The 15,938-nt window shown below is 57.1% G+C and carries 8 protein-coding genes and 2 pseudogenes; 2 read left to right on the top strand and 8 right to left on the bottom strand.

The window, feature by feature from the left end; genetic code table 11:
• Positions 1–82: 82 nt before the first annotated feature.
• A pseudogene (locus tag F3J36_RS19265) lies at positions 83–1,188 on the bottom strand (IS3 family transposase); the annotation flags it as partial.
• 276 nt (positions 1,189–1,464) lie between these two features.
• Between F3J36_RS19265 and F3J36_RS19260 the strand changes: the two are divergent.
• Positions 1,465–1,680 (top strand): annotated as a pseudogene (locus F3J36_RS19260) (helix-turn-helix domain-containing protein); the annotation flags it as partial.
• Between the two features lie 125 nt (positions 1,681–1,805).
• Here F3J36_RS19260 and F3J36_RS19255 read toward each other — a convergent pair.
• On the bottom strand, positions 1,806–3,140 hold the full coding sequence (locus tag F3J36_RS19255; RefSeq protein WP_166720283.1) for an RES family NAD+ phosphorylase: 1,335 nt from the start codon (positions 3,138–3,140) through the stop codon (positions 1,806–1,808).
• A 1,217-nt stretch (positions 3,141–4,357) separates the two neighbouring features.
• Here F3J36_RS19255 and F3J36_RS19250 point away from each other — a divergent pair.
• On the top strand, positions 4,358–4,993 hold the full coding sequence (locus F3J36_RS19250) for an Abi family protein (RefSeq protein WP_247653206.1): 636 nt from the start codon (positions 4,358–4,360) through the stop codon (positions 4,991–4,993).
• Between the two features lie 404 nt (positions 4,994–5,397).
• Here the strand turns inward: F3J36_RS19250 and cobA are convergent, their stop codons facing one another.
• From cobA to F3J36_RS19220, 6 genes are read right to left on the bottom strand one after another with little or no spacing between them, the layout of a single operon-like run.
• The gene (gene cobA, locus F3J36_RS19245; RefSeq protein ID WP_166720282.1) at positions 5,398–6,228 is read right to left on the bottom strand and encodes a uroporphyrinogen-III C-methyltransferase; all 831 of its coding nucleotides are present in this window, start codon (positions 6,226–6,228) and stop codon (positions 5,398–5,400) included.
• Positions 6,225–8,846, bottom strand: a complete 2,622-nt coding sequence (locus tag F3J36_RS19240; protein WP_166720281.1) for a nitrate reductase — start codon at positions 8,844–8,846, stop codon at positions 6,225–6,227. The genes cobA and F3J36_RS19240 overlap by 4 nt, the downstream gene beginning before the upstream one ends.
• Positions 8,843–12,916 (bottom strand): nitrite reductase large subunit NirB, encoded by a 4,074-nt coding sequence (gene nirB, locus F3J36_RS19235; protein ID WP_166720280.1) that lies wholly within the window; start codon positions 12,914–12,916, stop codon positions 8,843–8,845. Before nirB ends, F3J36_RS19240 begins: the two co-directional genes overlap by 4 nt.
• A gap of 10 nt (positions 12,917–12,926) precedes the next feature.
• Positions 12,927–13,715 carry an ABC transporter ATP-binding protein gene (locus tag F3J36_RS19230; protein ID WP_166720279.1) on the bottom strand — a complete coding sequence of 263 codons (789 nt, stop codon included), beginning with the start codon at positions 13,713–13,715 and terminating at the stop codon, positions 12,927–12,929.
• A 10-nt stretch (positions 13,716–13,725) separates the two neighbouring features.
• A complete protein-coding gene (gene ntrB, locus F3J36_RS19225; protein WP_021508712.1) occupies positions 13,726–14,598 on the bottom strand; it encodes a nitrate ABC transporter permease in 873 nt (290 codons plus the stop codon).
• Positions 14,598–15,860: a CmpA/NrtA family ABC transporter substrate-binding protein gene (locus F3J36_RS19220; protein ID WP_166720278.1), complete on the bottom strand. Its 1,263-nt coding sequence runs from the start codon at positions 15,858–15,860 to the stop codon at positions 14,598–14,600. Before F3J36_RS19220 ends, ntrB begins: the two co-directional genes overlap by 1 nt.
• Positions 15,861–15,938: the final 78 nt, after the last annotated feature.

The raw sequence follows: 15,938 nt of genomic DNA, 5'->3' as shown, positions 1-15,938 counted from the left end.
AGCGGGAATATGGGCCGGGCGAGAATACTGCTTTGAATCTCCACGGATAATCTAGACAGTTTCGAGCCGTTGATAATATTGGTTTATCATATTCTGTCAGTGACATCTGATCGCTCGAACCATGCCGACGTTTACTGTTATAAAACATTTCGATGTAATCAAAAACATCGCTGCGGGCTTCTTCCCGCGTTCCTTAAATCTTTCTCTTTATCCGCTCGCATGGAAAAGCTTTATTCAACCGCGTTATCGTGACACTTACTGCGGCGGCTCATGCTGCCCTCTAGGCTGTAAGATTTCAGGAACGACTGTCCCTCATGGCTTGTGTACTGACTACCTTGGTCCGAGTGAACCAGCACCTATTTTTGAGGATTACGCCGCCATACTGCAATCAGCAGTGCGTTAAGGACTATGTCCTTTCTCATCCGGGATTGCACATGGACTAGCCGATATCCTTACGCGAAAACAGGTCAACAACCACGCCCAGATATAGCCACCCTTTATGGGTGCTGATGTAGGTTATATCCATTACCAACCTCTCATTCGGAGCATCCGGGTTGAACTGTCGCTTGAGCCTGTTGGACGACACGATACTGGCTTCGCCTTTACGTGCTCGCGGGCTCCGGTATCCTACCTGAGTCTATCCCGACATGCTTCATCAGTCACCAGCCCCTGCTCACTCCGCACTGTTGCCCACTGTCCCGCAGATCCAGATGGATCTTGCGATAACCATAGACGCAACCTGACTCCAGCCAGAACTGTTTAATCTGTCCCGTCAGTCTCAGGTCTGTCTGGTGGCGCTGAGAATGCGGCTGCTGAAGCGAGGCGTAAAAGTCACCGGGATGAACATTAAGCACCCGACAGAGCAGACGAACAGGCCAGCAACGGGTGTTGTCACGGATAAAGGCGTATCTCAGTCGGGCAGTTTTGCGAAGTACGCCTCAGCTTTTTTAATATGTCCCGTTCGCTAGTGATCCGCTTCAGCTCCTTCTGGAGTAGGCGGATCTCGACCTGAGCATCTGCCTGTTCTTTATGAGTGGATGAGTCCGGACCGTGTTTTTTTATCCAAGCGTAAAGGATGTGGATGGTAATATTGAGACGTGCTGCCATGCTGGAAACAGAATGACCGCGAGCAACAACCTGTTTGACTGCTTCGGTTTTATACTCTTCGGGATAACGCTTACCGCTCATGGGCACCTCTCTTTTCAGTCATCTTAAATGACTCTGAGGTATCTGTTAAACTCGTGGCGATTCAAGATGAGAATGAACACAATCTAAAACCATTAATGAAGAAGAGTGAAGCATATTGGCAGCTTACACGAATTATCACTGACATACAGTTTAACATAAATAGCATTATGCGCCATTTCATTTGTAGTGGCTAAATTCAGATGTCCGCCTCTGGCTATATTGAGATGTCCGCATTATCGTCCTTTTTCCAGGGTTTCCCGGCTGAGGACGCAACTGATGACGGCTTACGGTTCGGAGTGCTTTACGATGAATGAAGTTAACCGCCTCAAGATCCTGCAGGACGTCATTGATGGCCGGCTTACAACCTCGCTTGCATCACAACGACTTGGCATAACGGATCGGCACTGTCGGCGTCTGTTAGCGCGTTATCGCGAGTCCGGGCCGCTGGCTCTGGCGAACCGTCGCCGGGGATTGCGTGGTAATCGCCAAGTAGCTCAGTCTAACGGAGGTTCAAAAACCCATCTGATACCTGCCATGGGCAGTAAAGGTTTACACCGCATCTCTGTTCATACACGACCAGGCATTCAGCACAGAGTGACTGGTTAGTTTAAAAATGTTCAATTTCTAGTGAAGGGCGGTTTTTCATTCCTCAGTTCAATGCCTTCAGCATCGGTTTTGAACCGGACGGCCCGGATTGTGTGTATTTCCAGTGAGGCTACGTCAAGTTCCAGCGTTGATTTATCTGTCCGTGAACTGTGGCGGACTGGCGTCGTAGTTTCATCGCTGCCTACCCCTTGCGGATAGATTGACGGGCTGATGCTCCATAAATCATATTCAATATTTTCATACATGCTAACACCGTACTTCATAGCATTATTTTGGGAATTCCTCACCCGGGAAGACTTGCTGAAAAGCACTATGTTGTAGTCTTTTTCCTCTTTCACCTCCGGGTTTTCGCTCTGTGTAGAGTGAAACATAATACCGTCCAGATTCAGGTTATCTGACAGACTAAGGTATTCCGACACCGCCTGAGTGATCAGGTATTCACTCTCTTTACTTTTACCGAAAACGGGAATGGTCAGTTTTCGCGACAGGGTTTTCAGAAACGAGATGATCTCAATTTGCGCCCTGAAATCGGGGTCGAATAAGCTGCCATTGCTGCTTATCAGGTGCTCCAGTCCAGAAAGATCGAGCAGGTTCAGAGTGCGCAGCGGCCTGAAAGGCGCAACCACTACCAGACTGCCCACAGCGGGCCGCACTTCTGCTATGGCTGTTTTCAGGCTTGCTGCCCCGTAAAAAACCGGTACGCCGTATGGATTCATTCTGCCCGAAGTTGCCAGCTCTGATGGAGGGGGTCCAAAATTGCGTTCAGGGTGTGATAATGCAACCTCGATGTCGCGATAATCCTCAAAAACTCGAGCGCGGTATATAATGTGGCTTCCATCAATTTGACGGATGGTCGCACCTGTTTCTAGCCGCATCTTTTCGATACCAGAAAAAATTTTATCCAGAAATTCACGAAGCTCATTATTAAAGAAGCGTGTTTTTGTTTTTAAGGATTTTTTGAGCTTATTCCATGTATAGTCATATTCGCCGACCTCGAAGACCGTTCTCTCATAAAGATAGTCGTCACCGTATATCGTGTAGTCATAATCATTATGCTCTTCACAAAGGATTTCCATAATGTCGTTATACACATCTTCTTCTACGCCGAGTTCCATTGCAATAATATCTTCTGCCGGACTTCCGCTCACATAAAAATCATCAATGTGAGATGAATAATAATTTTCAAACACCTCATGCATCCTGTATGCGATATCCTCAAGGCTGACTGTAATGCCGTCACCGTTACAGTAGCTGCAGGTATTCTTATCATTACCGGTCGTTTTAATCATATTACTGATATAAGAGTCTTCAACGCAGTCGGAACAGATGCACTTTTCGTCGTCCATAAATTTTAATCGTCTGTGAGTTGGCGGAGTTGTTACAGCCGCAGTTTACTGCCTGGCACCTCTGCCGCACATGCTTTTCTTATATTTCACCAATACCAGGCATCGAGCGTAGAGTGCCTAGTGCGCCCCGCCCGCCGCGCTTTGTTAAATTTCCATTTATCTTCAGCTGGTTACCGTCATTTCCGGCTGCGACCGGCCCGCGGGCACCGCGCTTCTAAATTTGCACCGTCCAAGTGATTTTCCCTATACGGGAGAAAAGACGGATAACCGATCTGAAACAAATCCTGACCGGATCGATTTATTCCCATGGTTTTCGCTGGACAGACGGGGGAAAAAATACGTTCCATCACGCCAGATAACGGAGATTGAAAGTTTGGGTACTTTGACGCAGATTTCACGTAGCAACGTCAGCGGTCAGAATGTGACCGGTTCCGGCGCCGCGTGCTACTTTGACTACGAAAGCGCGGTGGCTCTGGGCACTTGGCCGCCGCGTACGGCACCGACATGCCGCGCTGCCTGCTCGCCCCCGAGGTAGCAGTGCAGCTCTCGAAGGAGCCCGACCTGAAAAGCGCCTCTTTATTGACGCGCTGTGGAACACCGGCGGGCGGCTCAACGAGATTCTGTCGCTGACCCGGGAGGCCTTTGCACTGGACGATCCGCTGACCGGCGCCCCGCTTTCCACACCGTTCATGGTGCTGCGCACGCTCAAGCAGCTAAAGCTAGAGGAGGCCGCGCGCAGCCGCCGGCCCGGCCGGCCAACGAAGGATGAACAGCTGGCCTTGCAAAGAAGCATAGCATCAGGCGGAGCTCAGGCTGGGCGCACTTTTCAGCGACAACTTCCGCCACTACGAATACGTTGTCGACGCTTAGGTTAAGCAGACGGGCCTGGCCATTTAACAGGTACTGAAACGGTTGACGTATTCGCCATGCGTTGATAGGTTACTATTAACAACACCTGCCTCGCCTATGTTCTCTCAGGAGATTAAGCGCAAACTGGCGGGTTTTTTTTGGCTTTTCCACAGAGCGGTGAGGTGAGCAGTGCCCAGGGGGATATCCTGCAGCAAAGTAGCTTATGAAACCTATCCAGCTTTACCGGCGATCTGATTACCAGACTGCGCGAGCGCGGACTGGTCATTAAGGACGAGTACATTACCGAAAATGCGCTCCGCTTCGTAGGTTACCACCGGCTGCGAGGCTACTTTTATCCTTTTTACCGGATGACGAAAGAGCGCGTGTCCCGGGTGCACGAACCCAAACGGTTTCTTTCAGGCACCACGCTCGGGCAGGTCATCGACCTGTATGAATTTGACCGGCGCCTCAGACTTATCATTCTGGAGCAGATCCAGAAGGTTGAAGTGGCCCTGCGCACCTGCCTGTCAGAGCACATGTCCGCCCGCTACGGCGCCCACTGGATTATGAATCTCGCCATCATGCGACCTGACTACGATCATCAGGAATTTTTCCGCCAGATAGCCGGTGCCAAAGAGGTCTTCATTCAGCACTATCGCGAACGCTACGGCACGCCCGTGTGTCCGCCCTCGTGGATGATCACCGAGGTCATGACGTTCGGGACCTGGTCGGCGATGTATGCCAGTATTCCCGTCAGCGATCAGCGCGCGATTGCGCGTATGTTCAGCCTCAACAGCCATGACGTCCTTGGCTCCCGGTTCCACACTCTTTCGCACCTGCGCAACCTTTGCGCGCACCATAACCGGGTATGGAATCGCCACTTCATGGTGTTTGCGCCCATGCATAACAATGGTTATGAGCATCACTTTACACACCGCAAGCATACCCTGTACTGCCAGGCTGGCCATCCTCAAGTATCTTTCAGATCAGGTTTCCTGGAGTGATGGGCTAAAAGAGCAGCTTGATACGCTTATGGCACAGCCGCCGGCCTGCGTCACGTGGGAAAAAATGGGCTTTCCCGAACTCTGGCGGTCTGATCCTCTCTGGACCCGGCCCGTTAACCCGCCCGGATCGGGTGCTCAGCTGGGTCAGACCGCAGGCGGGTAAGCCCGCGCTGTCACCCGTCATCCCGTGAAATGACAATGAAAACGCTACCTGAAAGCCTCAGATTTGACTGGTCGCGGCCGCAGTGAGAATTACCGGCCGACGCCATGTAGCGTGCCCCGCACGCCCGCTTTTTGACTTCCCTGCTTATGGCAGCGGGTTTGACTCGCGGCTGTACCTGGAACGCTTTTTTAACCGGTCGGGAACGCTATCTTATATGTCCCTTCTTTCGGCACGGTAAGCATCAGTGCGCCTCAATGTCACTTAACGCCAAATCACACCCATGCGCAGAGACTATATCGGCACGGTAATAGCGCACAACTTCGCCCACAATCAGTAACGACGGCGACACCGGTTTTTGCTGTTCAACAGTTTCAGGCAACCCGGCCAGCGTGGTGATCAGCACCCGCTGGTTCTGACGCGTACCGTTTTCAATGATCGCCACCGGCGTCGCCTCGCTGCGGCCATATTCCCGTAACCGGGCGCTAATCACGCTGCTCCAGCTTAACCCCATGTAAAACACCAGCGTCTGATTGGTCGCGGTCAGCGCCGCCGCATCCAGCTGCGGCTCGCCGCTGCGCCCGTGTCCGGTGATAAAGCGCAATGACTGGGCACAGTCACGGTGCGTCAGCGGAATGCCGCTGGCAGCCGCACAGCCCACGGCGGCGGTAATGCCGGGCACCACTTCGCAGACAATATTCGCCTGCTGCAGGCTGACCATCTCTTCACCGCCACGGCCAAAGATAAAGGGATCGCCGCCTTTTAAACGTACGACATTGCGCCCGCTGGCAGCCAGGTCCACCAGCAGTTGATTAATCTGAGCCTGCTTCAGGCCGTGATGACCCGGCTGTTTACCCACGTCGATACAGAGTGCGCTGCTGGCGACTTCCGCCATCACCGCTTCACTGACCAGGCGATCATAGACCACGACATCCGCACGTTGCAGCAGGCGCAGCGCCTTGACTGTCAGTAGCTCCACATCCCCCGGTCCGGCCCCTACCAGCCAGACTTTGCCTGGGCTGGACGCGTTGTCCGGCGCCAGCAGTTTGTCTAAAGCGTTAATCGCGATCATCATTCTTGCTCCGGTACAGCAACGGAAAGCAAAAGGTGTTTTAGCTCCGGCAGGCAGGAGCCGCAGTTGGTACCACAGTTGAGTGCGTTACCCAGTGCCTTGGTGCTGTGACAGCCCTGTTTAATCGCCTGTAAGATGGTGTTTTCCCCAACGCCAAAGCAGCTACAGATCGTCCGGCCAGCCACGGCACGTTGTGCCGATTGTCCCGCCAGCAGAGCATGCCGGTCCGCCGCATTCACAGGTGCCTGGCGAAAAGCCTGCGCAACCCAGTCATGATTGATCTCGGGTAAAGACGCGCCTGCATAAAAGACCAGGTGCAGCTCACCGTTACGCCAGGCCAGCAGGCGGTAATGCGGTTCCGCCGCATGAGCGGTTTGCAGTTGCAGCCCGGCCAGCGGGATCGTTGCCATGAGCCACTGTTCTGGTGAACCGTCTCCAGCCACGCTAAAGCGTTGCACGCCCTCATAGGGTGTTCGCGCCCAGTAGCGCAGCGCATCAGGCGGGCTTGCGTCGCGCTGCCAGAGCCAGCCCTGCCAGCTGGCGTTGAGCGGGTGGATACGCACAGCGGTTTGTTTAAAGGCAGGCTGTGCCGAGACTGGACAGCGGGTTGAAGCCACCAGTCCGCCAACCGTGCCCTGCAGGCTGAACTGTCGGTTCCAGTGCATAGGGACAAAGATCTCACCGCGCCGCAGACCGCTGTCCAGCGTCACACGCACCGTCACCCAGCCCGCGTCGGACTGCACCCGTGCCAGTGCGCCCGCGCACAGGCCATAGCGTTGTGCGTCCTGCGGATACAGGGCTGCAAATGGCTCATCACAATGCTGCATGAGCCGGGGAACCAGGCCGGTACGCGTCATGGTGTGCCACTGATCGCGGATCCGTCCGCTGTTCATTAATAACGGGTAAGCCGTTTCGCACACCACTGGCTGCGGCGTGGCCGGTGGCAACAGGCGGGCTTTACCATCAGGATGGTAAAAGTGCCGGTCGCTAAACAGCCGGGCGCAGCCCTCGGGATAACGAGCGTTGATTGGCCACTGTACCGGCTTCATCGCATCCCACTGTGCGTCGCTCATACCGGCCAGACCGCTGATATCAAAGGCGCGCTGGCCGTTGTTCTCAAACCCCGACAACGCCGCATGCTCGCGGAAGATGGCTGCCGGATGCGTCCAGGTAAAGCCTTCATGAAAGCCCAGACGCTGGGCGACCTGCGCGAGTAACCACCAGTCCGGTTTAGCTTCTCCGGCCGGAGGCATAAACGCGCGCTGACGGGAAATCCGGCGTTCAGAATTGGTCACGGTGCCGTTCTTTTCCCCCCAGCCCTGCGCGGGTAGCAAAATATGCGCAAAGGCGGTGGTATCCGTTTGCGCCAGCACGTCTGACACAATGACCAGCGGACAGGCAGCCAGCGCCCGGGCAATGCGATTGCCTTCTGGCATCGAAACCGCCGGATTGGTGCCCATAATCCACACAGCTTTGATTGCTCCACGGTCAATGGCGTCAAACAGATCAACCGCCGTCAGGCCGGGCTCACGCGCCATACGCGGACTGCGCCAGAAACGCTGTAAACGGTCGCAATCTTCTGCGGTGAAACTCATATGCGCCGCCAGTTGGTTGGCCAGCCCCCCTACTTCCCGCCCGCCCATCGCATTCGGCTGTCCGGTCAGCGAAAACGGGCCGCAGCCGGGTCGGCCAATCTTGCCGCTCAGCAGGTGCGCATTGAGAATAGCATTGTTGTTGTCACTGCCGCTTTGTGACTGGTTAATGCCCATGCACCATAAGGTCAGTACGCGCTCATGCCGGGTAAACAACCCGTAGAACGCGGCGATCACTTCATTGCTGATATCACAATGGGCTGCCACCGCCGCACCATCCCACTGCCGCGCGGCCCGTAAGGTTGTGTCTACACCGTCCAGATGCGGCAGCATCGTGACGTCAATGCCGTCATGCTGTTCCAGCCAGTGCAGCAGGCCCGAGAACAGGGCCGGATCGCTGCCCGGCCGGAGCGGTAAATGCAGATCGGCGAATTCACAACTGGCCGTGCGGCGCGGATCGATAACCACAACCTGCATCTCAGGGCGCTGCACTTTTGCCTGTTTCAGGCGCTGAAACAGCACCGGATGGGCCCAGGCGGCGTTCGAGCCGACAAGAATGACTACCTCGGCCTCATCCAGATCCTCGTAACAGCACGGTACGGCATCCGCCCCAAATGCCCGTTTATAGCCTGTCACCGCGGAGGCCATACACAGGCGTGAATTGGTATCGATGTTGGCGACGCCGAGAAAGCCTTTCATCAGCTTGTTCGCCACATAGTAATCTTCCGTGAGCAACTGGCCGGAACCGTAGAAAGCCACCGCCTCCGGGCCATGCGCATCGATAATCCTGCGCAAACCATCAGCCGCGGCATCCAGTGCCGTCTCCATGCTGACCCGCTGGTGATGAAGCTGAGGATGCAGCAACCGTCCGGCCTGTGTCAGGGTTTCGCCCAGTGCCGCGCCCTTTACGCATAGCCGCCCGGCATTCGCCGGATGACGGGTATCGCCACTGACCTGAGGCGACGCGCTCTGCGGCTGCGTGACCTCGACGCCGCAGCCCACCCCGCAATAAGCGCAGGTAGTTTTCATGATGCCTGCGCCATCAGGTTAAGCGGACGGTTTGCGACCCAGACCTGGCCGTCCTCCAGTTTAACCGGCCAGCAACGCAGCTGATGCTGGGGATTATCAAGGCTCTGTCCGTCACGCAGGCGTACACGCTGTTTGTAAAGCGGCGAGATCACCACCGGCTCCCCCGCAACATCACCAAGGATACCGCGTGACAGTACGCTGGCTTCGCTGCCCGGCTCACGATCCTCCAGCGCATAACAGTCATCACCCATGCGGAATAAGGCAATACGGACGCTGCCAAGACGGGCTCCGATGCCGGCCTCTGGCGGAATGGCCTCCAGTGGGCAGATTTCGCTCCAGCGTTCGGCGGGCAGATGCATCAGGGGAATACCACTGGCCTTGTGTGGCTGGCGCTGTCCGCGCACGCGTGCATAGTGCAGCGTTTCATCCGGCTGGTCGCTGTTCACTGTGGCGGTAAACAGCGCACGTCGCGAGGGATCGGCCAGCGTGGTCTGCCATTCGCATTGCCAGGTGTCCACCACCTGTTGCATTTCCTGTTCCAGCGTGGCGGCGATCCCCAGGCTGTCATGAATCACCACCTCACGCAGGTAGTCCAGCCCGCCCTCCATGTTATCCATCCAGACGCTGGTACGCTGCAGGCGATCCGCCGTGCGCACGTAGAACATCAGAATCCGGTCGACGTACTGGATTAGCGTGTCATCGTCCAGATCGCTGGCAAACAGTTCCGCATGGCGCGGCTTCATGCCGCCATTGCCGCAGACGTACAGGTTCCAGCCGTTTTCCGTGGCGATGACCCCGATATCTTTACTTTGTGCTTCCGCACATTCGCGGGTGCAGCCGGACACCGCCATCTTGATCTTATGCGGTGCGCGCAGGCCCTTATACCGGTTCTCCAGCGCGATGGCGAAGGCGGTAGAATCCTGCACGCCATAACGGCACCAGGTCGAGCCGACGCAGGATTTCACCGTACGCAGGGATTTTCCGTAGGCATGACCGGTTTCAAAACCGGCTTCCAGCAGGGTTTCCCAGATAGCAGGCAGCTGGTCCAGCCGCGCACCAAACAGATCGATACGCTGGCCGCCGGTAATTTTGGTATAGAGATCGTAACGCACGGCCACTTCGCCGATGGCAATCAGGCCCTGTGGCGTGATCTCGCCCCCCGGCACGCGCGGTACGACCGAATAGGTGCCATCTTTCTGGATATTGGCAAAGTAACGGTCATTCGTGTCCTGTAACGGTAAATGTGCCGGTTTCAGCAGGTAATCGTTCCAGCACGAGGCCAGTAGCGACCCCACCAGCGGTTTGCATACCTCGCAACCACAACCCCGTCCGTGGCTGGCCAGCAGATCGTCAAAGGTTTTGATGCCATTAATACGGATCAGGTGATACAGCTCCTGACGGGAATAGGCGAAGTGCTCACAGATGTCTTTTTTAACAGCGACGCCCAGGTTTTCCAGCTGAAGCTCCATCACCTGTTTTACCAGCGCGGCGCAGCCGCCACAGCCTGTTGCGGCTTTAGTGCAGCTTTTTATACTGGCCATATCGCCACAGCCACTCTGCACCGCATGGCAGATATCGCCTTTACTGACGTTATGGCAGGAACACACCTGGGCACTGTCCGGCAGCGCAGCGACGCCCAACCCTTTGGCCGGCGCGCCATTCAACGCAGGCAAAATCAGCGCTTCCGCTGCCGTCGGCAGCGGCATGGCGTTTAACATCATTTGCAGGAGCGTGGCATAGTCGCTGCTGTCTCCCACCAGCACGCCGCCCAGCAGTCGTGCATTGTCGGCGCTAACCACGATCTTCTTGTAAATGCCTTTTGGCCCGTTGGCCCAGTGGTAGCTCAGGCTGCCCGGCGTTTTGCCGTGCGCATCGCCAAAGGAGGCGACTTCTACGCCCAGCAGCTTCAGTTTAGTGCTCATGTCGGCACCGGTGAACTGCGCCGGTTCGGCCGCCAGATGCCCGGCCAGCACACGCGCCATCTGGTAGCCAGGCGCTACCAGGCCAAAAATCTGCCCGTTCCACAACGCGCATTCGCCGATAGCATAAATGTCGCTGTCACTCGTCTGGCATTGATCATTGATGGTAATGCCGCCGCGCGGCCCCACGCTGATGTCGGCGCTCCGGGCCAGCTCATCACGCGGGCGGATACCGGCAGAGAACAGCACCAGATCGGTGGCCAGCTCGCCGCCATCGGCAAAGTGCAGCACCAGGCTGCCGTCAGGCTGGGTGGCAATCTGTTCGGTCTGCTTCGAGGTATGCACCGTCACGCCCAGCGAGTCGATCTTTTGCCGCAGCATCAGCGCCCCGCCGTCATCCAGTTGCACGGCCATCAGGCGCGGCGCAAACTCAACCACGTGCGTCTCCAGCCCCAGCTGCTTCAGCGCATTGGCGGCTTCCAGCCCCAGCAGCCCGCCGCCGATCACCACGCCGCGCTGACTCTGGCGGGCACAAGCTGCGATGGCATCCAGATCGTCCAGCGTGCGGTAGACAAAGCAGCGCCCGGCGTCATGGCCGGGTACCGGTGGTACAAAGGCGCGGGAGCCGGTGGCCAACACCAGCTTATCCCAGGCCAGCTCACGTCCCGCGCTGTCACGCAGGCTGCGCTGCTGGCGATCGATCGCCTCTACCCGGCAACCGCTGCGCAGTTCAATTGCGTTCCGGGCAAAAAAATCCTCGCTCACCAGCGACAACTCTGTTGCCGTTTTACCGGTGAAATACTCAGAAAGGTGAACCCGATCGTAAGCCTGATAGCGCTCTTCGCCGTAGACCACAATGTGATAATGCTGATGCAGGTTACGGGCGACCAGCTGCTCCAGAAAATGGTGGCTGACCATGCCGTGACCCACCACGGCTAATACAGGTTTCGTTTGGCTCATCACAGGGTTTCCTGCAGCCAGCGGCTGCGTTTCAGGTTCATCAAGGCCGAACAGCGTATTCACAGAAACCGGTCCGGCATTATGGAGTTGGTTCAGCAGCGCGCCACTTTGCTGGCAGTCGCCATACAGCAGCACGCCGTTCAGTCGGCCGTCTTTGAGGAACAGGCGGCGATAGTGCCCGGCGATCGGGTCAAAACTGGTGACAGACGGGGCTTCGCGAACGTCACCAGCGCTAAACAGGGAAATGCCGCTGACTTTGAGACGGGTGCCCGTGGCCGCACTGTAGAAATCTCCCTGAGGCCGATCGGCCAGTTGCGCCGCCAGAATCTTTGCCTGGGCCAGACAGGGCGCGACCAGACCGAAGGTCTCGCCGCTGATTTCACAACATTCGCCTACGGCATAAATTCCGGCGTGCGCAGTGCGCAACTGGCGATCCACCAGAATGCCGCGCTGACAGGGAATACCGGCGGCCTGCGCCAGGGCGATCGCCGGCTGGACACCAATGGCCATCACCACCTGCTGCGCCGCCAGCACACGGCCATCGTGGAGGATCACGCTATCCGTGCGGATCGCCGCAAGGCTGGCATTCAGTTCACAGCGAATGCCGCGCGCCCGGAGCTGAGCCAGCAGTAATTCCCCTGCCCTGATATCCAGCTGTCTGTCCAGCAAACGTGACTGACGATGAATCAGCGTGACCTGACGTCCCTGCGCCTGAAGTCCGGCGGCGGCTTCAATACCCAGATAGCCCCCACCGACCACCACTACCGGACCGTGCCCGGCCAGCAAAGTGTTCACATCCTGCAGCGTGCGAAACGTGCTGACATGCGGCAGGTCGCTGCCTGGAACAGACGGCCTGCAGGGCTGCGATCCGGTCGCCAGTACCAGGCGGTCCCAGTGCAGCAGGCGCTGGTCGGTGCGTAAGGTCCGCTCAGCAATATTCACCTGTTCCACCGTCTCTCCCACCCGCAATGTTATGCCGTGACGGTGATACCAGTCAGGGTCGTGGATCAGCGTTTGCTCAACGGTGGTTTCTCCGGCCAGCAGCGGCGACAACAGCACACGGTTATAGTTGCCGTGCGGCTCACGGCCAATCACAGTGATGTCGTAACGCATCGGCGCCAGCTGCAACAGAGTTTCTACCATGTGCATGCCCGCCATCCCGTTACCCGCAACCAGCAGCCGTTGTCTCATGGTGTCGTCCTTATGCCGCCGAAGTCTGTTTTTCGTAGAGAAAATGCAGCACTTTCTGGCGCAGCTGGTGATAACGCACGTCATCCGCCAGCGCCACGCGTGAACGCGGCCGGACCAGGTCGATCGTCAGGATATCGCCCACCTGCGCCGCCGGACCGTTGGTCATCATCAGTACCCGATCGGACAGCAACACGGCTTCATCCACATCATGGGTAATCAGGACGATGGTGGTGTTCAGCGCCTGCTGGATGCGCATGACGCTGTCCTGCAGATGCGCGCGCGTTAAGGCATCCAGCGCACCGAAGGGTTCGTCGAGCAGCAGCACGCGAGGTTTCATTGCCAGCGCGCGGGCGATACCGACACGCTGCTTCATGCCGCCGGAGATCTCGCCGGGGCGTTTATGCATGGCATGACTCATTTGCACCTGGTTCAGGTTGTGCTCGATCCAGTCACGCATTTCCACCTTGTTCATCTTGCCTTTAAACACCTGCTCTACCGCCAGCTCAACGTTCTGATACGCCGTCAGCCAGGGCAACAGCGAGTGGTTTTGAAACACAACGGCGCGCTCAGGGCCGGGGCCGGTGACTTCGCGGTTATCGCATAACAGGACGCCGCTGGTAGGTCGGGTTAAACCGGCGATCAGGTTGAGCAGCGTGGATTTACCACAGCCGGAGTGGCCGATCAGGCTCAGGGTTTCCCCCTGATGAATATCAAAGCTGACATTATCGAGCGCCAGAAAATCGCCGCCGGAAGTGGTAAAACGCTGGCTGACCTGCTGTACACGAATGATAGGTTGCATAGTGTTCCCCTTATTTATCCCAGCTAAAGCGACGCGCCAGCAGCATCAGTCCCTGCTCCAGTAGCAGGCCGACGACGCCAATCAGCAAAATGGCAATCAGGATGTTTTCAACATTGAGGTTGTTCCACTCGTTCCAGATCCAGAAGCCGATCCCCAGGCCTCCCGTCAGCATTTCGGCAGCCACGATCACCAGCCAGGCGATACCAATCGACAGGCGGACCCCGGTCAGCACCGCAGGCAGAACGGCGGGAAACAGGATGCGGCGCAGGATGGTCCATTCCGACAGTTGCAGCACGCGCGCCACGTTGAGGTAATCCTGTGGAATGCGCTGTACACCTTCGGCGGTATTAATAATCATCGGCCAGATAGAACAGATAAAAATGGTCCAGCTGGAGGCCGGTTCGGCGCGCTGGAACAGCAGCAGGCCGATAGGCAGCCAGGCCAGCGGGCTGACCGGACGCAGTAGCGCGATAACCGGATTGAACATGCGTGCCACAAAGGCAAAACGCCCCAGCAGAAAGCCTGCGGGAATCCCCACCAGCGCGGCCAGGCCAAAGCCGATAGCGACGCGCTGCAGCGAGGCCAGCACATTCCAGCCGATGCCCTGATCGTTAGGGCCGTTGTTATAGAACGGATCGGCGAACAGGATTTTCGCCGCTTCCCAGGTGGCGTACGGGCCGGGAAAGCCTTTGCTGGAAAGGGCCGCGATCTGCCAGATCAGAAGCAGAAGCATCACACCGCACAGCGCGGGAATGGCACGCTGCAAAAACGGACGCAGGCGCGCAGGCGAGCGCATCTTTTTTGGCGTGACCTGAAGGGGCACCACCGTGGCCCGGGTGGGCAGCGTCTCAGGCTGCGTCAGGGAGCGAGTCTGGCTTTTCATCACGACCTCTCTTTGTGGTTAATGGCAAAGCTGGCGGCGTAAACGGCAGGATTCGTGCCATCCCACACCTTGCCGTCGATCAGGGTGCTGCTGCGCATCTCACTGCCGGGCAACGTGATGTTGCCGACGGCGCTCGCTGCCTGTTTGTAGATATCAATTCGGTTGATCTGCTTTGCGACGCCCAGATAGTCCGGATCCTCGGTCAGCATTCCCCAGCGCTTAAGCTGGGTGAGGAACCACATGCCATCGGACAGATACGGGAAACTGACGCTGCCGTCATGGAAGAAGCGCATCGCATGCGGGTCCTGCCATTTCTGTCCCAGCCCGTTTTCGTACTGGCCGAGCATGCGACCCTGCAGAATCTCAGGTTTGGTGTTGATCCAGGCGCGTCCGGCCAGCACCTGCGCCGTTTCGCGGCGGTTATCATCGGAGGCATCGATCCAGCGTGCCGCCTCCAGGACAGCCGCCGTCAGCGCGCGCGCCGTATTGGGGTTCTCTTTCACCCACGCGGCGCGGGTGCCAAGAATTTTTTCGGGGTGATCGGGCCAAATCTGCTGGCTGGTAGCGACGGTAAAACCAATATCATCACTGATAGCGCGCTGATTCCACGGCTCGCCCACACAGAAGCCGCTCATATTGCCAATCTTCATATTCATCACCATCTGCGGCGGCGGCACGACGACAGTGCGCACGTCATCAAATGGATTGATACCGGCATTCGCCAGCCAGTAGTAGAGCCACATCGCGTGGGTACTGGTCGGAAAGGTATGCGCAAAGGTGAGACTGCCTTTGGCCTGGCTGTCGATGGTCTTTTTCAGGCTGGCGGCATCGGTGACCTTTTGCGCTTTAAGCTGGTTCGACAGGGTGATTGCCTGGCCATTGTTATTGAGCGTCATCAGGTTCGCCATCGCATGCTGAGGGCCGGCAACGCCCAGTTGCAGGCCATAGATCATGCTGTACAGGACGTGTGCCGCATCGAGCTCACCGGAGATCAGTTTGTCGCGGACGGCTGCCCAACTGGCTTCTTTACTGGGCTGTAGCGTCAGACCATATTTTTTGTCGAAGCCTTTCACCGAGGCCATGACGACCGGCGCACAGTCCGTCAATGGAATAAATCCCACCCGCACGGTGGCTTTTTCTGGCGCATCGGAACCCGCCGCCCATACGGCGTTGCGCAATCCCGGCAACAGCCACAGCCCGCCAGCGGCGGCGCTGGATAACAGCAGTTGACGTCGAGACAGTGAAACTGGCGATTTGCTCATCTTTTGCCACCCTCAGGAAATAAAAAAAGGCGTCCTCTCCACTGCTTTCACAGGGAGATGGACGCCTTTATCCAGAAG

Origin of the sequence: Pantoea sp. Cy-640 (assembly GCF_011752635.1) — a bacterium.
Lineage (GTDB): Bacteria > Pseudomonadota > Gammaproteobacteria > Enterobacterales > Enterobacteriaceae > Pantoea > Pantoea dispersa.
This window is presented reverse-complemented; position numbering and strand designations above follow the sequence as displayed.

Bases quoted from the DNA above. Each gene is read 5' to 3' on its own strand.
- F3J36_RS19240 (WP_166720281.1), bottom strand. From the start codon at position 8,846: ATGAAAACTACCTGCGCTTATTGCGGGGTGGGCTGCGGCGTCGAGGTC.
- ntrB (WP_021508712.1), bottom strand. From the start codon at position 14,598: ATGAAAAGCCAGACTCGCTCCCTGACGCAGCCTGAGACGCTGCCCACC.
- cobA (WP_166720282.1), bottom strand. From the start codon at position 6,228: ATGATGATCGCGATTAACGCTTTAGACAAACTGCTGGCGCCGGACAAC.
- F3J36_RS19230 (WP_166720279.1), bottom strand. From the start codon at position 13,715: ATGCAACCTATCATTCGTGTACAGCAGGTCAGCCAGCGTTTTACCACT.
- F3J36_RS19250 (WP_247653206.1), top strand. From the start codon at position 4,358: ATGACGAAAGAGCGCGTGTCCCGGGTGCACGAACCCAAACGGTTTCTT.
- nirB (WP_166720280.1), bottom strand. From the start codon at position 12,916: ATGAGACAACGGCTGCTGGTTGCGGGTAACGGGATGGCGGGCATGCAC.
- F3J36_RS19220 (WP_166720278.1), bottom strand. From the start codon at position 15,860: ATGAGCAAATCGCCAGTTTCACTGTCTCGACGTCAACTGCTGTTATCC.
- F3J36_RS19255 (WP_166720283.1), bottom strand. From the start codon at position 3,140: ATGGACGACGAAAAGTGCATCTGTTCCGACTGCGTTGAAGACTCTTAT.